Source organism: Streptomyces panaciradicis, assembly GCF_023516615.1.
GTDB classification, from domain to species: domain Bacteria; phylum Actinomycetota; class Actinomycetes; order Streptomycetales; family Streptomycetaceae; genus Streptomyces; species Streptomyces panaciradicis.
In genome coordinates, this window is sequence record NZ_JAMGBF010000070.1 from 25,173 (window position 1) to 43,676 (window position 18,504).

Genomic DNA, 18,504 nt, shown 5'->3' on the forward strand with positions numbered 1-18,504 from the left:
GGGCTCAGGCCAGGAGCGCGTCGAAGCCGTCGCCGCGGGCCAGCGCCTCGAGCTCCTCCAGGGCGGCCAGCGCGGCGGCCGCGGCCGCCGGGTCCGTCTCCCGCAGGCCGCTGTCCGCGAACTCGTCCTCGTCCAGACGGCGCACGTCCCGGCCGTCTGCGGACCGCCACAGGTCCAGGTCGAGGTCCTCGACGACCAGTTCGGAGCCGGTGAGGACGGCGGGGCGGGTGATGTCGCAGTACCAGCCCTTCAACGCCCCCGCCCCGTCACGGACCTCCTTCACCGCGTACCACCGGTCCCGCCAGTAGTACTCGGTGAAGACGTCGCCCTCCTCGAAGCGGACGAAGCCGAAGTCGCGCGTGCCCGTGCCCGCCCAGGGGGCGCGCACCGCGATCCGGGTGCCGTCGTCGCCGAGCAGCCCGGCGCCGTAACGGATCTTCGTGCGGCCCGCCTTGACGAGGACGACGGTCAGCCGGCCCGCGGGATCAGCCGAGTTCGCGGACATAGCGCACCTCCGACGCGACGATCTCGTACCCGAACCATTTGTTGATCGCGAGCATCGGACCGTTGTCGGTGTCGTTGCCGGTGTGGGCCTCCCGGAAGCCGGCCGCACGGGCGCGGTGCAGGGAGGTGTTCTTGGCGAGCTTGGCCAGTCCGCGGCCGCGGTGGGTGCGGGCCGTGCCGGTCATCGCGGTGGCGTAACGGCCGGTGGGACCGTCCGTGTAGGCGATGCTGAAGGCGGCGGGACGGCCGTCGACCGACGCGACCGTCGTCAGCTCCCGGTCGAGCGAGGGGTGGTTCCAGGTCTGCTCGATCCAGGCCGCGTAGTCCGTCAGCTCGGTGCCGACGTCGCTCGGCTCGTCCGACGTCGTCTCCGCGTCCAGCTCGAACAGCGGCCGCGGATCGTCCGCGAAGTCGGCCGCCGAGCGCAACTCCACGTCCGGCGGCGGCGATTGCAGCGGCGGCAGCGCGCCGGTGGTCAGGTCAAGCCGCAGGAAGTGGGCGGAGCGGCTGGACCGGTAGCCGTGCCGCTCGGCGAAGGCGCGGTTGGCCGGCTCGTCCAGCACCCAGGCCAGCAGCTTCGTCGCGCCGTGCTCCGTCAGATGCCGCTCGGCGGCGCGCACCAGCTGCGTGCCCGCGCCGCGGTGGACGCGGTCGGGGCGTACGTAGATGTTGAGCATGCCCTGGCCCGGCTCGGGACTCTCGTGCGCCAGGTGCACCTGGGCCGTGCCGATCACCTCGCCGTCCTCCTCCGCCACCAGGGACCTGAAGCGGGCCTCGGCGGGGGTGTGGGCCAGGTTGTGGAGGATGGCGGCCGGGGTCCACAGGATGTACGGCAGGGCGAGGTGCCGGACCCGGGCGAAGGCCTCGACATCGGTGGGGTCGTCGGGGAGCAGGTCACGCACGTTCACTGTCATGTGGGCGCACGCTACGTGGGGGACGGGACCGGGCGCGCCTCATTTTCCGGCGGGTGCGGGACAATCGGGGGCGTGACCTTGAAGATCCACATCGACGACAGCGCGCCGCCCTTCGAGCAGGTGCGGGTGCAGATCTCCGAGCAGGCCCGCGCGGGGGTGCTGCCGGTGGGCTACCGGCTGCCGACCGTGCGGGGGCTCGCCGAGTCGCTGGGCCTGGCGGCCAACACGGTCGCCAAGGCGTACCGGGCGCTGGAGAGCGACGGAGTGATCGAGACGCGGGGGCGCAACGGAACGTACGTGGCCGCCGCCGGCTCGGCCGCCGAACGGGAGCTGGCGTCGGCCGCGCAGGCGTACGTCGAGCGTGCCCGCCGGCTCGGGCTGGCGGAGGCGGACGCGCTGGCGGCGGTGCGGGACGCTCTGCGGGCCGGGTACGGGGAGGGCTGACGCAGGGTCCGGCACCGCCGGGGGTGGGCTCAGGGGGTGCGGGTGACGGCCAGCTCCCTCGCGCCCGCCGCCCTCGCGAACGTCGCCGCGTCCTGCACGGCCGCCCCCGTCGGGTCGTTGTTGAAGTACGCGTACACGTCGTCGTCCGGCGACCAGGTGCGGGCGATGCGGTCCGCCCAGGTCTCCAGCGCCCGCCGGCCGTAGTGCGGCCAGGCTCGCGCGCGGCCCTGGTGGAAGCGGACGTAGCCCCAGTCGGCCGTGCGCCACAGCGGGGTCGCCGGGCGGGAGAGCACGTCCGCCCAGCACAGGGCCGCGCCGCGCGCTTGGAGCACCTTGCGGACCTGAGCCGTCCACCACGACTCGTGCCGCGGCTCCACCGCCACCCGGGTGCCCGGCGGAAAGCAGCCCAGGCACGCGTCCAGCAGCCCCGCGTCGGCCTTCAGCGTCGGCGGGAGCTGCAGGAGCACCGGGCCCAGCCGGTCGCCCAGGCCCGCCGCGTGCGTCATCAGCCGCTCGACCGGTTCCTCCGGGTCACGCAGCCGCTTGATGTGGGTCAGGAAGCGGCTCGCCTTGACCGCGACCACGAAGTCCGGCGGCACCCGCTCGCGCCAGGCGGCGAAGTTCTCCCGCGTCGGCAGCCGGTAGAACGCGTTGTTGAGCTCCACGGTGGCGAAGTGCCCGGCGTACTCCTCCAGCCACAGCCGCGTCGGGCACCCGGCGGGGTAGAGCACGCCCCGCCAGTCCTTGTACTGCCACCCCGACGTTCCGACCAACAGGGTCATACCTCCATCAAAACACTAGAGGTACAGCCCCGCGTCGGCTCCGTCCCGCTGGTCCGGCAGGGACGTCGGGGACGTTCCGCGGCGCAGTGCGTACAGCTCGGCCAGGGTCGCGCCCTCGCGGCCCACGCCCTCCTCGGTGCCGAGCCAGCCGACCGCCTCGCGGTGGGTCAGCCGGCCGACCTCGATCCGGGCCAGACAGCGGCCGGGGCGCACCACGGCCGGGTGCAGACGCTCCAGGTCCTCGTTGGTGGTGACACCGACCAGGACGTTGCGGCCCTGGCCCAGCAGACCGTCGGTCAGGTTGAGCAGGCGCGACAGGGCCTGGCCCGCCGTGTGCTTCGCCTCGCCGCGGATCAGCTCGTCGCAGTCCTCCAGCAGCAGCAGCCGCCAGCGGCCCTTGCCCGTCCCGTCCTCCTCGCCGATGGCGATGTCCATCAGATAGCCGACGTCGCTGAACAGCCTCTCGGGGTCCAGGACGCAGTCCACCTGGCACCAGTCCCGCCAGGAGCGGGCGAGGGTGCGCAGCGCGGAGGTCTTGCCCGTGCCGGGCGGGCCGTGCAGCAGGAGCAGACGGCCCGCGATGTCCTCCGGCGTCGTCTTCATCAGGCGGTCCATGGCGTCCGCCACCGGCGCCGTGTAGTTCTCCCGGACCTCCTCCCAGGTGCCCGCGGAGATCTGCCGGGTCGTGCGGTGCGGGCCGCGCCGGGGGGAGACGTACCAAAAGCCCATGGTCACGTTCTCCGGCTGGGGCTCGGGCTCGTCCGCCGCGCCGTCGGTCGCCTGCTCCAGGACATGCTCGGCCAGTTCGGCGCTGGTGGCCGTGACCGTGACGTCGGCGCCCCGGTTCCAGCGGGAGATCAGCACGGTCCAGCCGTCGCCCTCCGCCAGGGTGGCGCTGCGGTCGTCGTCACGGGCGACCCGCAGCACCCGGGCGCCCTGCGGCAGCAGCGTGGCGCCGGAGCGGACCCGGTCGATGTTCGCCGCGTGCGCGTACGGCTGCTCGCCCGTCGCGAAACGGCCGAGGAACAGCGCGTCGACGACGTCGGACGGCGAGTCGCTGTCGTCGACGTTGAGCCGGATCGGCAGCGCGTCGTGTGGGTTCGCAGACATGGCGCCCATGATCCGGCACGGGGCCGCCCCGTGCACCCGGTTTCCGCGGCGCGCCGGGAGTGAGGCGCGGTGCCGTTGTGTCCCCTCCGTCCTGTTACAGGACTGTGGATTCACGACATCTGCCCCAGGTGGCGTTCATCCCGATACTGTTGCCCTCGATGGGACGTCATGGGTGGACTTCGGGGGCTCGGCGGTGGCGGCTCACCGCGCTGCTCGGCGTGGGCATGGCCGCACTCGCGCTGATCGTCACCCTGATCAACACGCTTCCGGACGACGGCGACAGCACCAGGGGAACCTCGAAGAACGGCGCCGCGGTGCACGGCACCCCGGTGACCCCCAAGGACCAGGACTCGCCCGACGTCGGCTGGGGCTTCACGCACACCCAGTACAGCGCCGACGAGGGCGACCCGGCCGCCACGGACCGGGTCGAGAAGCTGGTCTCGAACGCCGGCGGGCTGCCCCAGGACCAGGCCCTGATGGGCTGGGGGGCGGACAACCCCGAGCCGGTGAAGGGGCGTTACGACTTCGGTGCCATGGACCGCCGCATCGACTTCATCCGCAGGTCCGGCGGCACCCCGGTCGTCACCCTGTGCTGCTCCCCGGACTGGATGAAGGGCGGCAAGGCCGGCGTCGACAACACGAACTGGAGCCGGCCCGCGCTGGAGACGGCACCGCTGCCCGAGCACTACGCCGACTTCGCCGCGCTCGCCGCGACCGTCGCCCGGCGCTATCCGGACGTGCGCCACTTCATCGTCTGGAACGAGTTCAAGGGCTTCTGGAGCGACACCGAGGGCCGCTGGGACTACGAGGGGTACACCAAGCTCTACAACCTCGTCTACAAGGCCCTGAAGAAGGTCGACAAGAAGATCATGGTCGGCGGGCCGTACCTGGTGATGGACAGCGTCGACCCGCGGGCGGAGGAGGCGTCCAAGACCTTCAAGGGCCCGTGGGGCGCCATGGACCAGCGGGTCCTGGAGGCCTTCGACTACTGGAACAAGAACAAGGCGGGCGCCGACTTCGTCGTCGTGGACGGCTCCAGCTACACCAACGACGACGAGATGCTGCCGAACGAGTTCGCGGCCACCGACAAGTTCACCGCCGTCGGCAGGTGGGTGCGGCAGGAGACCGGCAACCTGCCGCTGTGGTGGGCCGAGTACTACGTCGAGCCCGCCGACGGCAAGGACGAGCGCAACGGCTGGTCCGAGCCCCGCCGGGTCGCCGTCCAGGCCGCCGGCATGATCGCCATGGTCAAGGGCGGCGCCTCCTCCGGCTTCTACTGGAACCCGGAGGACGAGAAGGGCGGCGGCTGCGCGGGCTGCCTGTGGACCCCGACGGACGGCGCCGACGGGGGCCGCAAGCTCCCCATGTTCGATCTGGTCTCCCGCTTCAGCCAGGAGTTCGGGCCGGGGACGAAGTACACCACCGTGTCCGTCGCCGCCGACGACGTGCCCAACGTCCGCGTCCTCGCCACCGACCGGACCGTTCTGGTGGTCAACACCCTCGGCCGGTCCATCAGCGCCAAGATCGACGGCAAGCGGTTCGACATGCAGGCCTACGAGGTGCGGTGGCTCCAGCGGTGAGCCACCGCACGGTCAGTTGATCGTCAGGAACCGCTGGACCAGCGAGGCCAGCAGCACCGCCAGCAGCGGCAGCGAGAACCAGAAGCTGCTCTGCAGCCGGCGCAGTTGGCGCACACTCGGCCGCATCGCGACCCGGACCACCTCGCGGGCCGTCAGCAGCACGATCAGCGCCAGCGCGGCCAGCGCGCCGACGATCGACCACGGCGTCCAGGTGATCTGCGGCCCGATCGGACCGGGGGCGGGCTTCGCCACCGCGCCCGCGGGCTGTTTTCCGAGCGTGTAGACGGTGGCGTCGGAGTTGACGTAGACCTTCTTCAACTCGGGCCGCCGGTCCAGGTTCTGGATCAGGCGCGGCCCCCAGGTGGGGGAGTAGCCCACGTCCATCCGCAGGTACGTCAGCTGGCTCTCGTTGACCATCAGGTACGAGTTCGGGCCCGCGTCCTTGAGCGCCTTGACCAGACCGGACACCAGGACCGGGTCGGCCGGTGCCAGGGTCGGCACGTAGTTCACCCGCTCCATGTCCTTCGTGCCCCACGGCATCGCCGGCGTCACGTCGTTGACGGTGTCGTTGCTCAGCCACAGCAGGCGCACGGTCGGCTTGTCGTGCGCGTACACGTAGTCCATGGCCGCGACCTCGCCGGGCCGCACCCGCTCGAACGGCTCGTTGCCCCAGCGGGCCACCAGGAAGCCGCCCACCAGCAGCAGTCCCGCCATCAGCGCGGCCAGGGGAGCCAGGCTCACCCGGTCCTTGTCCCGCTCCTCGGCGGTGACGCCGGTGCGCGGGAACAGGGCGAGACCGGCCAGCAGCGCGGCGCCGGGCACGGCGAACATGAAGACGCGCAGCGCCATCTCACCGCCGTACGACTGCATCCCGAAGCCGAGGAACGGCACGAACGTCAGCACCAGCAGCGACCGTTCGCGGTACTTGTGGTCCCGCCGGCGCCACCAGCCCCAGCAGGCGAACGTCATCACACCACCGGCCAGCAGCACCCGCGTGTACAGGACGAGCTTGTGCGTGGAGTCGCCGCCCTGGATGCGGCCGGATACGGACGTGGACACGTTGCTGCCGACGCCGCCGACGCCGCCGAACAGCTCGTCGAAGTGCCCCGACCAGTACGGCTCCGCCATGAAGCCCAGCCAGACGGCCACCAGCACGGCGAACAGGATGGGCAGGCCGCGCAGTTCCGACCTGCCGGTGACGACGAGCGCCGCGAGCACGCCCAGCATCACGAACGGGGTGAGCTGGTGGGCGGGGACGCTCGCCGCGAACAGACCGATCAGCACCCCGAGCAGGACCGCCTTCTGACGGCGGTCCGTCGGCTCGACCTCCGCCTCGCCCGGCCGCATCCTCGTCCAGATCACCCGCGGCGCGCGGAACCAGACCAGCAGGATCGCGACGAAGGCCAGGTAGAGGAGGTAGGTGAAGCCCTGCGGGGAGAAGTAGTCCTGGCCGACCCAGCCGCTGAGCACGAAGATCCAGATGCCGGTCCACTTGGCCCGCCAGCTCGCCCGCATCGAGCGCACCAGCAGGAACATCGGTGCCAGATACAGGAGTTGAATGGTCAGCGGCCACCAGCGGATGATCTCGGTGAAGTCCGTGACCCCGCAGGCCCGGCCGACGAACGCGGCCACCGCGAAGAAGCCCGGCCAGCTCCAGCGGGCGTCCAGATCGGGCACGGCCGACCCGGTGCGGTCGATGTAGTCCAGGAAGCCCAGGTGCTGGTAGGCCGTCGGGAAGCGCGGCTCGGTCTCCAGCACCGCGGGCAGCGCGTGCAGGGACACGACGGTCGCCAGCAGCGTGACCAGCAGCAGTGCCTTGTGCTCGCGGCCCAGCCACAGCAGCGAGGCGAACACCGTGACCAGCAGGGCGGCGCCGACGAGGGTCGGCAGCGGCAGGACCGAGATCAGGCCCAGGCCGCCCATGCCGTTCAGGTCGGCCTCGCCGAGTCCCAGCGCGGGCACCCAGTACAGCAGCAGCGCGGCGGCCAGCGCGCCGCCGAGGACGAGTCCGGCGCGGGTGGGGTGCAGGCGCTCACGCCAGGGGAGGGACGGCGATCGCGCTTCCCGCGCCGGGGGCTCCTCGCCCACGGCTCTCTCGGCCGGCTCCGTCGTGAGCGCGGCCCCGAACGGTGCGTCCACCTCGACCTCGGCCGGCCCCCGCGAGGCCTCCGCACCGGGCTCCCGGCCCCACGTCAGGCTCGGCCCGCCCGCGGGGGAGGCCGCCTCCACCGGCAGCCCCACCTCGGGTTTCCTCGCCCAGGCCGGCCGGTGATCGGGCCGTGCCACGGGTGTTCCCGTGGGTGGGGTCCCCGGTCCCGGCCGCACGTCCGGCCGGCGCTCCTGGTGGTCGAAGTCGACGTGGATGCCGAGCGCCAGGGTGTCGGTGTCGAGGGCCCAGGCCGGGCCGCGCCGGCGCGCCTTCTCGGTGATCGGGACGGTGGCGGTGCCCAGGTCGGCGAGGTCCCCGTCGGGCGCCGCGTCCTCGGGCACGTCGGCCGGGGCCGCCTTCAGCGTGCGGTACAGCTTCGGCGCGGCGACGGTGACGATCACCGCGAGCGAGGAGATCTCGGCGACACCGGCGCCGGTGAGCCCCATCCGGGGCAGCAGAAGCAGCGTCAGGCCGAGCACCAGGACGCACAGCAGGCCCTGCATCCAGGCCAGGCCGCCGGTGCGGCTCTGCGCGCGCAGGACCGCGAAGTACGTCTCCATGACGACCCGCAGCAGCGCGCCGATCGCGAACAGGCGCAGCAGCGGGGTGGCGGCGTCCGCGTAGCCCTGCCCGAAGACGCCGAGGATCCACGGCGCTCCGACGAACATCAGTCCGCAGATCGGCAGCATGATGCGCGCCATCCGCTTCAGCGCCGCACGGGTGTTGAGGGCGAGCCGGGCCGGGTCGTGCGAGCCCTCGACGGTCAGCGAGGCGCCCATGTTGATGGCGAGCAGATTGACCGTGCCGCCGATGGTGGTGGTGATGTAGAAGTACGCGTTGTCCTTGGAGCTGACCTGCGAGGCGATGATCACCGGGACGAGGTAGACCACGGCGAGCGAGAACAGCGAGCCCGTGTAGTCGCCGGCGAGGAACCTGCCGATCTCCTTCACGTTCGGCGGACGGGCGTGGTCCGCGGTCGTCTTCACATGCCGGGGCACCAGACGGCGGAAGACCAGCCAGCCCAGCGGCACGACGGAGGTGGCGATCGCCGCGACCCAGGAGACGAAGACGCCCGTGGTGGGGATCGCCGCGGCGAGACCGACCAGCAGGACCAGCTTCACCCCCGAGAAGACCGTGTTGCCCACCGGCACCCAGGGCGCGCTGCGCAGCCCGGTCAGCACACCGTCCTGCAGCGTGAGCACGTTCCAGGCGACGACGGCCGCGATGAAGCCGAGTCCGTGCACCGGCCCGTGCAGGAAGCGGTAGGACGGCCCCCAGATGTTCAGGGTGAGCAGGAAGACGATCGCGGCGAGCGACACGATCAGCGAGCTGCCCGCGTAGGTGCGGAAGATGAGGCGGCCGGTGCTCCGTCCGGCCACGGGGATGAAGCGGGCCAGGGCACCCGTCAGGGTCACCGCGGTCAGCCCCGCGAGGAGCTTCATCGCGGCGATCGCGGCCGAGCCCTGGCCGACGGCGGAGTCGGAGTAGTAGCGGGCGGCGATGAGCCAGTAGCCGAGGCCCAGGACGGCGGAGATACCGGTGTTCAGCATCAGCGCGTAGGCGTTGCGGAACAGCTGGCTGCCACCGGCGCCCATGCCGGGCAGGCGAAGACGGCGCCCCGGCTGCTCGGGCGCCTCGCTCGCGGACTGCGGCTCGGTGGACGTGGTCGTCGTGTCAGACACGGGAACGGCTGGCCTTCCGGCGGACCTGGCGTGCTCTGCGGACCATGGCGTAGCCCTTGGTGAGGGCATGGTCCCTGGCGAAGGTGCGGGCGATGCGGCGGCCCTCGACCAGCCGCTCGAACTCCTCGATGCCGGTGCCGCGGCGCATGGTGACCCGCTGCAGGGCGTAGGGGCCCTGGCGGCGGCGCGCGAGGCGGTTGCCGACGGCAAGCGCCTGGGCGTAGCCCGTCCGCCGGACCGCCTCGCGCACCCGGCGGCTGGAGTAGCCGTAGGGGTAGGCGAAGGAGACCGGGGCGGTGCCCAGTTCGTCGGTGACGAGGTCCCTGCAGTGGATCAGCTCGTGCCGCAGCCGCTCGTCGTCGAGCTGGTCGAGCTGCGGGTGGGTGTGGCTGTGGCCGCCGATCTCGACGTCCGCGGCGGCGAGTTCGCGGACCTGGTCCCAGTCGAGCATGGTGTCGAGGGCGCCCCCGGTGTCGTACGCGCCCCTGATCCAGCCCGTGGAGACGAACAGCGTGGCGGTGAAGCCGTGTTTGGCGAGGACGGGCAGGGCGTGCCGGTGCACGCCCTCGTAGCCGTCGTCGAACGTGATCAGCACCGGACGCGCCGGCAGCGGGCGCCCCGAGCGCCAACGCGCCGCCAGATCACCGGTGCTGACCGGGGTCAGCCCCAGGTCGTCGATCAGTGCCATCTGCTCGGCGAACGCCTGCGGCGCCACCGACAGCGCGCGGGTGGCGTCGTTCGGCGCGGTGGCGACCGAGTGGTACATGAGAATCGGTACGGCCTCTTCGGTCATGAGCTCCCCCCTCGGTCATGATCCGCCCCCTCGATCGCGGCGACGGAGAAGGACGCTCCGCCGCGGCGGGCGCGCACGCTCCCCACCACGTACCCCCCGGCCGCGGTCAGCACCCCGGCGACGATCGCCCCCGCCCGGCCGGCGCCGCCCGGCCTGGCCAGCGCGGCGTCGCGCAGTCCGCGCGCCACTCCGGCCGGCAGCACACGGGTCGCGTACCGCCGTTCGGACTCCAGTCCCTTGTCCGCGCCCACGCTGCGCGCCACGAGCGCCTTCGACAGGCCCTCGGCGTACGCGCGCGTGCGGAAGTACCCGAAGTGCTCGCGTGCCTCAGGCACCCGGTGGTGGATCACGGCGCGGTCGTCGATCAGCAGGATCGCGTCGGGTCTGGCCCTGCTGAGCCGGATGCACAGCTCCGTCTCCTCGCAGCCCAGCGGGCGCCTGTCGCCGTCGCGTCCGATGCCGGTGGCGAAACCGCCCGCCGCGTCGAAGGCCGTACGACGGAACGAGGCGTTCCCGCCGAGGACGTTGCGCACCCGGACCAGGCCCGTCGGCAGGCCCTTGTACGTGCAGCCCACCACCCAGTCGAACTCCTCGGGGAACCAGGCCGGCCGCCGCCCCGACGCCCAGATGGGCATGGTCCGGCCGCCGACGGCCATCACCCGGGGATCGGCGTACCCCTCGGCGAAGCGGCGCAGCCAGTCCCGCTCGGCCACGGCGTCGTCGTCGAGGAAGGCGATCACCTCGCCGCGCGAGGCCGCGATACCGGTGTTGCGGCCGGCGGACAGTCCACGGGGGCCCGCGTTGGCGAGCACCCGCACCTCGTCGGCTTCCTTGTACTCCTTGGCCAGCCGCTCCAGCAGGGCCGGATTGTGGTCGACGACCAGCAGGGTCTCCAGAGCGGGCCGGGACTGCGCCCGCACCGACGAGACCGCGGCGAGGATGTCCTCCCAGCGGTCCTCGGTGTAGACGCAGATCACGACGGAGACGCCGAGATCGCTCAAGACACCTCTCCCCGCACCGAGTCGAGGAGCGGCGAGTGATGTTCCTGCCGGCGCAGCTCCTTGCGGTTGGACCGCTCCTTGAGGATCACCTTCAGCACCCGGATCCCGTCCCGCACGGCCCGCAGGTTGCTCGTGCCGTGGATGCGGAGGTACTCGTGGCTGGGTATCTCCTGCACCTTCAGGCCGGCCTTGACCACCCGGATGTTGATGAGGGTCTCGATCTCGAAGCCGGTGCAGTCGAGGGAGATCTTGTCGAGGCAGTGCCGCCAGAACGCGTTGTACCCGTAGCACAGGTCGGTGTAGCGGGCGCCGAACTTGCGGTTGACGATGGTGCACAGCGCCCAGTTGCCGAGCTTGCGGATGAAGGTCATGTCGTCGGTGCCGCCGCCGTTGGCGAAGCGCGAGCCCTTGGCGAAGTCCGCGCCGGAGACCAGGGCGGAGACGTACGACACGATCTCGTTGCCGTCGGCCGAGCCGTCCGCGTCGACCATCACGATGATGTCGCCGGTGCACGCCTCGAACCCGGTGATCAGGGCGTCCCCCTTGCCCTTGCCTCGCTGCTCGACGACCTTCACCTTGGGCCACAGCTCGCGGGCGACCGCGACGGTGTCGTCGGTGGAGTTGCCGTCCACGAGGACGACTTCGTGGATCCAGTCGGGAAGCGTCTTGAAGACGTAGGGAAGGTTCTCCGCCTCGTTCATGGCGGGGATCACCACGCTCACCGGTGGCGCGATGGCCAGGTGGGTGGAGATCGGCCGGTACTTGTCGGCGGTTGACGGCCCGTGGTTCGTGGCCGCCGGCCGAAGAACAGAACTCATGAGTCTTGGTCCCTCTCGTCCGGTGGACCGCCCGCCCCCGGGCGGCCCGGCTTTGTATCCGGTTCGAAAGGGGGGTTCACGCCCACGGCATGACGAGATGGAGCTACGTGCACGCCGAGGCGAGCTGGCAAAGCTGGCCGCCTGCCGCAGGGCAGCAGCCGGTCGCGCGGCACGACTCGGTCACAGTTCGCGGTCACCGAGCACGGCACCCCCCTACCGCGCCCCGCTCCGGCAGCCATCGCGGTCCTTGAGCCCTCCCCTAGAGCCGCTTGAAGATGGTCCGATGCGGGTGAGATGTACGACGGTATTGACGATTGAACCCATATGGCAAGGCCTGGAACCAGGCCTCACCTTTTTGTTGGTTTGACCGTTACACAACTTACGAGGAGAAGGAGACAGCTGATCACGGTCACGGCGATGATCCCGCCGCGCCACGACCAGCGATGGACGGCCAACATGCCCTGAGCTACGAGCATGTCGAGGACGACCGCACCCGCCACAGCGGTGAGGAGACGGCCGAACGGTTCCAGCCCGCGCAGCGCCGCCCAGACGGCGGTCGCGGGTGCCGCGAGCAGGAAGAACAGAGTGCACGGGCCGCGCAGGGGTGATTCCGCGTCGACGAGCGCCAGCAGCGCGCCGAAGCCCCCCACGGCCGTCGCGGCCCCCGCGAGCAGTGGTGACAGGTCCCCCTCCGGGCCCTGCCTCGCTCGCTCGGTGCCGTTTGGCGAAGGCGGTTTGACGCGTCTTCTGATGTGGATCGTCTGCATTGGCGACTTCGCCCCCCAGCGCGCCGGATGCCAGTCTTCAATGTCGCTCAGCGCAAGAGGGGGCGTCAAGGGACCAAAGGGCCTACAGCCGTTTCTCGTGCATTCCTGAACAAATTTCTCCTCCGGGTCGTTCACAACCGGAAGTTGAGGACTTTTCAACAGTCTTGACATGGACACTTCCCATCAACACGCGTAGTTGGTACCACGGTTATGGCAGAGATCCTGCTAAAGGGAGGTTCCATGAGACGTTCCCGAATTGCCGTTTTCGTGAGCTCGATCCTCCTCGCCGCCGGCACGGCCCTCACCGGGGCCACGGCGGCGCAGGCGTCCCAGCAGGCGGCCACCGGCGGTTATGTGGCCCTCGGCGACTCCTACTCCTCCGGAGTCGGCGCGGGCAGCTACCTCAGCGCCAGCGGCGACTGCAAGCAGAGCACCAAGGCCTACCCCTACCTGTGGGCGGCCGCGCACTCACCCTCGACGTTCGACTTCAAGGCCTGCTCCGGCGCCCGTACGGGTGATGTCCTGGCCAACCAGCTCGGCACCCTCAGCTCCGCCACCGCCCTCGTCTCCCTCTCGATCGGCGGCAACGACGCCGGCTTCGCCGACGTCATGACCACCTGCGTGCTCCAGTCCGACAGCACCTGCCTGTCCCGGATCAACACCGCCAAGGCGTACGTCGACTCGACGCTGCCCGGCCAGCTCGACAGCGTCTACTCGGCGATCAGCGCCAAGGCCCCGAACGCCCACGTCGTCGTCCTCGGCTACCCGCGCTTCTACAAGCTCGGCACCACCTGCCTCGGCCTGTCCGAGACCAAGCGGACGGCCATCAACGGCGCCGCCGACTACCTGGACACGGCCATCAACAAGGCCGCGGCCAACCACGGCTTCGCCTTCGGCGACGTCCGCACCACCTTCACCGGCCACGAGATCTGCTCCGGCAGCTCCTGGCTGCACAGCGTGAACTGGCTCAACATCGGCGAGTCCTACCACCCGACCGCGTCCGGCCAGTCCGGCGGCTACCTGCCGGTCCTCGACAACCTGGCCTGATCACGAGGAGGGTGACGCCGAAGCACTGGGGGAGGCCCCGCCCGTCGGGGTCTCCGCCTGGCAGGTCAGCGAGAACGGCACCGAGCCGGACGTGGCGTGCACGGGGTCGCGGACCTCCACGCTGATCACGTCCTCGAAGGTGCCCGTGCTGTCGCGCGTGGTGATGAAGTTCCTCACCTGCTGGGTCTTGCCGCCACCGGAGGGGAAGGACAGCGTCTTCCACTCCCCGGGCAGCGAACCGTTCTTGGTGACCCAGCGGTACGTCACCGTCGCCGGCACCCGGCCCACCGTGAACGTCGCCGTGAACGTCGGCGCCTGCGACCTGTCCGGCGGGCAGGTGCCGGAATACGTCGTGTTCGACCCCGTCAGCGTCACGGTCACGGACTGCGGCGTGCTCGTGGAGCTGCGGCTCGCGCTCGGTGTAGGGCTGGTCGGGGCCGAGCTGCCGGGCCTGGTGTCCGTGGCGGACGCCGAGGTCCGGGGCTCCGAACGCGGGGTGCCGGAGCCGTCCGAGCCGCTGCCGCCGCTGCCGTGGTGCAGCAGGGCGTACGTCAGCCCCGCCACGGCCAGCGCCAGGACGACCACGCCGGCGACCAGCACGAGGCCGGCGCGGCGGTTGCGCTCCGGCGGCGTGGCGTCCGTGGCCGTGGTGCCCCCACCGGGCAGCGGCCCGGTTCTCCCCGCCGGATAGGGCATCGGCATCGGCGGGGTCGGCCGCGCCGGCTCCGGGAACGCCGCGATCGTCGGCGCGGACGGCGACGCCAGGGCGCCGTCCGGACTCGGGGTGCCCCCGGCCGCGACGATCCGCAGGTCCTGCTCGGCCCGGTCCGCCGCGATCCGCTCGGCCGGCTCCTTGCGCAGCAGGCCCTCGATCACCGGGGCGAGCGGCCCGGCCCGGTGGGGCGGCGGCAGCTCCTCGTCGACGATGGCGCGCAGGGTGCTCAGCGGGGTGGTCTGACGGAAGGGGGAGTTGCCCTCGACCGCGGCGTACAGCAGCACACCCAGCGACCACAGGTCGGACTCCGGGCCGGGAGTGCGGCCCAGCGCCCGCTCCGGCGCCAGGAACTCGGGCGAGCCGATCACCTCGCCGGTCATGGTCAGCGCCGAGCTGCCCTCGACCTGGGCGATGCCGAAGTCGGTGAGCACCACCCGGTCGTCGTTCGACAGCAGCACATTGGCCGGTTTCACGTCCCGGTGCAGCACCCCGGCCTCGTGCGCCGCCCGGAGCGCGGACAGCACCTCGGCACCGATGTGCGCGGCCCGCCGTGGCTCCAGCGGGCCCTCGGCGTCCAGGAGCTCCGCCAGCGAGATGCCGCGGACCAGCTCCATGACGATCCAGGGGCGGCCGTCCTGCGTGGCCACGTCGTACACCGTGACGACGTTGCGGTTGGCGACCCGCGCGGCCGCCCACGCCTCACGCTCCAGCCGGGCGTACATCCGCTCCACGTCCGAGGCCGCCAGCCCGGCGGGCGCGCGCACCTCCTTGACGGCGACCTCGCGGTGCAGCACCTCGTCGCGGGCCCGCCACACCGTCCCCATGCCGCCCTCGCCGAGAGGGGACAGCAGGCGGTAGCGGCCCGCGATCAGACGTTCACTGCCAGGGTCTTCGGACACCGACGCCCCCCACGGCATCTCACCTGAGTCATTCACAAAGTAACTCATCCGAGCGCCGAAGCCGCCCCCTTGAGGACCAGACCGGCCCCCAAGGCCACCACCACCAGGGCGGACACCAGCGGAGCGCTGCTGCGCACCAGGGCCGCCAGGGGATGCGTGGTCCAGCGCGGACGGTTGTCCAGCACCCGACTCATTCCCGTACCCAGCTTCACGACGGCGAACCCGGCCGCGGTGAGGGTCAGCGCCAGCCCGACGCCGTAGGCGACGACGAGCAGCAGACCGAACCACGCCTGGCCGAGGGCCGCGGCGCCGACCAGGACGACGACGGCGGAGGGGCTGGGCACCATGCCGCCGGCGAAGCCGAGGAGGAGGGTGCCGCGGAGGGTGGGGGCGGTGGAGTGGGTGTGGGTGAAGCCGCCGTGCGTGTGCTCGACCTCGTGCGAGGGGTGGGGGTGGTCGTGATCGTGGTGGTGATGGTCGTGGCCGTGATCGTGGTGCTCATGCCCGTGGTCGTGCGCGTGCCCGTGCTCCGGCCCGTGCGCGTGGCCGTGGCCGTGGCCGTGTGCGGCCGGGGCCGGCGTGCCGTGTGCGCCCACGAGCTCCAACTGCCGTTCGGGGGAGGCTTCTTCCTGCGGATGGTGGTGGTGCGCGTGCCCGTGGGCGCGGTTGCGCCAGGCTCGGCGTACGAGGTTCACGCCCGCCGCCAGCACCAGGACGCCGCTGGCCAGGCCGAGCCAGGCGATGACCGAGGGCGTCGCCGCCGAGCCGGCCATGACCAGCAGGCCCAGGGCGACCACGCCCAGGGTGTGGGTGACGGTCACCGAGGCGGCCAGCGGCAGGACGTCCTTCAGGCGGGCCCTGCCGCCCCGGGCCGCCGCGGTCGCCGCCATGAGGGTCTTGCCGTGGCCCGGGGCGAGCGCGTGCATGGCGCCCAGCGCGATCGCGATCAGCAGGGCGAGCGCGGCGAAACCGGCGGTGAGGTGGTGGCGGGCGACGAGGTTGTTCAGGGCCTCGGTCCAGCGGTCGGCGCCCCGGGGCAGCACGGAGGCCGCGGGCGCGTCCGGCCGGTCCGCGGCCAGGGCGGGCCCGCCGGGCCGCACCCGCAGGGAGGCGGAGGAGGTGTCGGCGGGGGAGGAGAGCAGTGCCTTCGGGTACGTCGTGAGCTCGTGCGAGACGGACTTCTTCGGTACGTCGGTCGCGGTGAGCGTCATCCGGTCCCCGCGCGCGGTGATCTCCCGCCAGCCGGGGCCGGTGGAGGCGCCCTCGCTGTGGAAGCCGAGGCGCACCGTGCGGCCCTCGGGCAGGGGCGCGGTCAGCCCGCACTCCACGCGGAGGGTGTGCAGGCCCGCCTGGCCGGGCCGCAGCCGGGCCGTGGCGCTCACGCTGGTGAGCGGGGTGGCGCGGCCGTCGACGTCGGCCCTGCTGCCCTCGGCCGCCTTCGCGCACCGCTCCTTGGCCCACTCGGCCATGCCCAGCCGCGCGATGTCGGGCTTGGCCTGGGTCGCCGGGATCTCGGCGAGGTCCTCGACGTGGTCGACGCGGAGCTCGCCGGGGGCGGCGACGAGGCCGTCGTAGCGGTTGACGGTGAAGTTGCCCAGAGGGTGCGCGCTCGCGCCGGTGGAAGGAACCAGCGCGAGCGCGCAGGCCGCCGTCAGGACGGCGGCACCGGAGGCGAACAGACGACGGCAGCTCACTTGGTCGCCTCCAGGTTCTCGAGCGCCTTACGGGCCTCACGGGAGCCCAGCGGCGAGAAGCCGGGGTTCAGCTTCAGCGCCGCCCTCAGGGAGGAGCGGGCGTCCTTCGGGTGGCCGGTGGCGCGTTCGATCATGCCCCGGTGGTAGAGGAACGAGGCGTTGCGGTAGCCGGTCGCGGTGGCCTGCCTGGCGTAGGGCAGGGCCTCGGCGTCCTTGCCGTTGACGTGCAGGGCCCAGGCCAGGGCGTCCGCGGTGTGCACGGTGTGGCGGCGGGCCCACTCGGCGCGGGCGGCGCGCAGGGCGGCGGTCCGGTCGCCGTGATCGGCGGCCGCGAGGGCGGTGTCGAGGTCGGCGTTGACGCCGTTGGCGCGGGCGAGGGCGATCCAGGCGTCGACGAGGGCGTACTGGTCGTGGGCCTTGGCGCGATCGCCCTTGGCGTCGCGGTCCTCGTACAGCTCGCCGAGCTGGACGAGGGGCTGCGGCAGCGGGTAGCGGGCGACGACCTGCTCCATGCCCTCGATCGCGGCGGCCCGGTCGCCGCTGCCGTACTGGGCGAGCGCACGGCCCTCGAGCGCGGGGAGGTAGTTCTCGTCGGCGGCGAGGGCGCGGGCGTAGTAGGCGAGGGCCGTCTTGTAATCGCCCTGGCTCCAGGCGAGCTGGCCGAGCTGGGCGGCGACGTAGGAGATGTCGCCGGGGGTGGTGGAGGTGGCCAGGGCCTGCTCCAGGACCCGGCGGGCCGTCTTCACGTCCCCGCGCAGTTCGTGGACGTACGCGTACCGCGTGAAGACGGGGACGCCCGGGCGGCGGGAGTCCGCGGTGTCGGCGGCCTTCGACGCGTCGGTGTAGCGGCCGAGTTCGACGAGGGCGTCGATGCGGGAGGAGAGGGCGTTCTGGCTGTAGGGGTTCTCCTTCAGCACCTGGTCGGCGTACTTCAGGGCGTCCTTGAAGTCGTGCCGGGCGGCGGCGAGGGCGGCCCGTCCGGTGACGGCCTGCTCGTTGCCGGGCCGCAGGGCGAGGGAGCGCTTCAGCGCCTTGTCGGCCTGCGGATAGCGCGAGGGGTCGCCCTTGGTGCGGGCCTGCTCCACATAGGCGAGGCCGAGGGAGGCCCAGCTGGCGTAGTCCCGTGGCTGCGCCCGCAGCTGGGTCTGCAGTGCCTTGATGCTCGAGTCGATGTCCCCGCTGCTCAGCGCGGCCGGCGACAGGGCGCTCGGCGCGGCGGCGACGGTCGTCCCGGCGTGGTCCCGGATGGCGCCGTAGGCGATGGAGCCGCCGGTGAGGGCGACGGCCAACAGGGCCGCCGTTCCCGCGAGTTGGGCGGTACGCCAGCGCCGGCCGGCGGCGGCGACCCGGCGTACGGCGGCGACACGTTCGTCGGGGGCCGCCGTCGGCTCCGGCTCGGCGACGTCCTCGAGGGGCGCGGGGAACTGCGCGACCGGCCCGGACGAACCCGCAGACGAGGGACTCTCCGTCCCGCCCCTTTCCGCGGAGCGGTCGTCCGGCTCGCTGTCGTTCGTGTGCGGGGCCATGCCCTCTCCTCAAGTGCCGTGCGTCGTACGGAAGTGGTGGGGTGGCGCGGCCCGCACCGTGGGGGATGAGTTGTGCGGG

General features: G+C 72.2%; 15 protein-coding genes. 3 read left to right on the top strand and 12 right to left on the bottom strand.

All coding sequences use genetic code 11. The features are described 5' to 3' along the window. Nucleotides 1-4 precede the first annotated feature (4 nt). Both M8J74_RS23165 and M8J74_RS23170 read right to left on the bottom strand, forming a co-directional pair. Nucleotides 5-505 (bottom strand): ribonuclease FAU-1 family protein, encoded by a 501-nt coding sequence (locus tag M8J74_RS23165; RefSeq protein WP_249838286.1) that lies wholly within the window; start codon nt 503-505, stop codon nt 5-7. Beyond that, entirely contained in the window at nt 486-1,418 is a 933-nt protein-coding gene (locus M8J74_RS23170; protein ID WP_249838287.1) for a GNAT family N-acetyltransferase, read from the bottom strand. Before M8J74_RS23170 ends, M8J74_RS23165 begins: the two co-directional genes overlap by 20 nt. A gap of 72 nt (nt 1,419-1,490) precedes the next feature. Here M8J74_RS23170 and M8J74_RS23175 point away from each other — a divergent pair, with 72 nt between their 5' ends. After that, the gene (locus tag M8J74_RS23175) at nt 1,491-1,862 is read left to right on the top strand and encodes a GntR family transcriptional regulator (protein WP_249838288.1); all 372 of its coding nucleotides are present in this window, start codon (nt 1,491-1,493) and stop codon (nt 1,860-1,862) included. 29 nt (nt 1,863-1,891) lie between these two features. Here M8J74_RS23175 and M8J74_RS23180 read toward each other — a convergent pair whose 3' ends face one another. Together M8J74_RS23180 and M8J74_RS23185 are read right to left on the bottom strand one after the other, a co-directional pair. Further along, a complete protein-coding gene (locus M8J74_RS23180; RefSeq protein ID WP_249838289.1) occupies nt 1,892-2,644 on the bottom strand; it encodes a DUF72 domain-containing protein in 753 nt (250 codons plus the stop codon). Between the two features lie 15 nt (nt 2,645-2,659). Further along, a complete protein-coding gene (locus M8J74_RS23185; RefSeq protein ID WP_249838290.1) occupies nt 2,660-3,754 on the bottom strand; it encodes a DUF5925 domain-containing protein in 1,095 nt (364 codons plus the stop codon). Between the two features lie 158 nt (nt 3,755-3,912). Between M8J74_RS23185 and M8J74_RS23190 the strand changes: the two genes are divergently transcribed. Continuing rightward, nucleotides 3,913-5,334 (top strand): GH39 family glycosyl hydrolase, encoded by a 1,422-nt coding sequence (locus M8J74_RS23190; protein WP_249838291.1) that lies wholly within the window; start codon nt 3,913-3,915, stop codon nt 5,332-5,334. A 12-nt stretch (nt 5,335-5,346) separates the two neighbouring features. Here the strand turns inward: M8J74_RS23190 and M8J74_RS23195 are convergent, their stop codons facing one another. The 5 genes from M8J74_RS23195 to M8J74_RS23215 all read right to left on the bottom strand — a co-directional run bounded on the left by M8J74_RS23195 (nt 5,347) and on the right by M8J74_RS23215 (nt 12,679). Continuing rightward, nucleotides 5,347-9,165, bottom strand: a complete 3,819-nt coding sequence (locus tag M8J74_RS23195; protein ID WP_249838292.1) for a lipopolysaccharide biosynthesis protein — start codon at nt 9,163-9,165, stop codon at nt 5,347-5,349. Further along, nucleotides 9,158-9,958 (bottom strand): polysaccharide deacetylase family protein, encoded by an 801-nt coding sequence (locus M8J74_RS23200; RefSeq protein WP_249838293.1) that lies wholly within the window; start codon nt 9,956-9,958, stop codon nt 9,158-9,160. The genes M8J74_RS23195 and M8J74_RS23200 overlap by 8 nt, the downstream gene beginning before the upstream one ends. Then, nucleotides 9,955-10,959 (bottom strand): glycosyltransferase family 2 protein, encoded by a 1,005-nt coding sequence (locus tag M8J74_RS23205; RefSeq protein ID WP_249838294.1) that lies wholly within the window; start codon nt 10,957-10,959, stop codon nt 9,955-9,957. Before M8J74_RS23205 ends, M8J74_RS23200 begins: the two co-directional genes overlap by 4 nt. Further along, nucleotides 10,956-11,777: a glycosyltransferase family 2 protein gene (locus M8J74_RS23210; RefSeq protein ID WP_058926245.1), complete on the bottom strand. Its 822-nt coding sequence runs from the start codon at nt 11,775-11,777 to the stop codon at nt 10,956-10,958. The genes M8J74_RS23205 and M8J74_RS23210 overlap by 4 nt, the downstream gene beginning before the upstream one ends. A 347-nt stretch (nt 11,778-12,124) precedes the next feature. Next, nucleotides 12,125-12,679, bottom strand: a complete 555-nt coding sequence (locus tag M8J74_RS23215) for a hypothetical protein (protein WP_249838295.1) — start codon at nt 12,677-12,679, stop codon at nt 12,125-12,127. 105 nt (nt 12,680-12,784) lie between these two features. Here M8J74_RS23215 and M8J74_RS23220 point away from each other — a divergent pair, with 105 nt between their 5' ends. Continuing rightward, nucleotides 12,785-13,591 carry an SGNH/GDSL hydrolase family protein gene (locus tag M8J74_RS23220; RefSeq protein WP_249838296.1) on the top strand — a complete coding sequence of 269 codons (807 nt, stop codon included), beginning with the start codon at nt 12,785-12,787 and terminating at the stop codon, nt 13,589-13,591. On the opposite strand, the gene M8J74_RS23225 is transcribed toward M8J74_RS23220, so the two are convergent. Genes M8J74_RS23225 through M8J74_RS23235 form a run of 3 tightly spaced genes read right to left on the bottom strand, consistent with a single transcriptional unit; the run spans nt 13,592 to nt 18,425 of the window. Continuing rightward, nucleotides 13,592-15,205 carry a serine/threonine-protein kinase gene (locus M8J74_RS23225; protein WP_249838297.1) on the bottom strand — a complete coding sequence of 538 codons (1,614 nt, stop codon included), beginning with the start codon at nt 15,203-15,205 and terminating at the stop codon, nt 13,592-13,594. A 44-nt stretch (nt 15,206-15,249) separates the two neighbouring features. Beyond that, nucleotides 15,250-16,899 (bottom strand): HoxN/HupN/NixA family nickel/cobalt transporter, encoded by a 1,650-nt coding sequence (locus M8J74_RS23230; RefSeq protein ID WP_249838298.1) that lies wholly within the window; start codon nt 16,897-16,899, stop codon nt 15,250-15,252. Then, nucleotides 16,896-18,425, bottom strand: a complete 1,530-nt coding sequence (locus M8J74_RS23235) for a tetratricopeptide repeat protein (RefSeq protein WP_249838299.1) — start codon at nt 18,423-18,425, stop codon at nt 16,896-16,898. Before M8J74_RS23235 ends, M8J74_RS23230 begins: the two co-directional genes overlap by 4 nt. Nucleotides 18,426-18,504 lie beyond the last annotated feature (79 nt).

Bases quoted from the DNA above. Each gene is read 5' to 3' on its own strand.
- M8J74_RS23235 (WP_249838299.1), bottom strand. From the start codon at position 18,425: ATGGCCCCGCACACGAACGACAGCGAGCCGGACGACCGCTCCGCGGAA.
- M8J74_RS23180 (WP_249838289.1), bottom strand. From the start codon at position 2,644: ATGACCCTGTTGGTCGGAACGTCGGGGTGGCAGTACAAGGACTGGCGG.
- M8J74_RS23185 (WP_249838290.1), bottom strand. From the start codon at position 3,754: ATGTCTGCGAACCCACACGACGCGCTGCCGATCCGGCTCAACGTCGAC.
- M8J74_RS23220 (WP_249838296.1), top strand. From the start codon at position 12,785: ATGAGACGTTCCCGAATTGCCGTTTTCGTGAGCTCGATCCTCCTCGCC.
- M8J74_RS23200 (WP_249838293.1), bottom strand. From the start codon at position 9,958: ATGACCGAAGAGGCCGTACCGATTCTCATGTACCACTCGGTCGCCACC.
- M8J74_RS23190 (WP_249838291.1), top strand. From the start codon at position 3,913: ATGGGACGTCATGGGTGGACTTCGGGGGCTCGGCGGTGGCGGCTCACC.
- M8J74_RS23170 (WP_249838287.1), bottom strand. From the start codon at position 1,418: ATGACAGTGAACGTGCGTGACCTGCTCCCCGACGACCCCACCGATGTC.
- M8J74_RS23210 (WP_058926245.1), bottom strand. From the start codon at position 11,777: ATGAGTTCTGTTCTTCGGCCGGCGGCCACGAACCACGGGCCGTCAACC.
- M8J74_RS23165 (WP_249838286.1), bottom strand. From the start codon at position 505: ATGTCCGCGAACTCGGCTGATCCCGCGGGCCGGCTGACCGTCGTCCTC.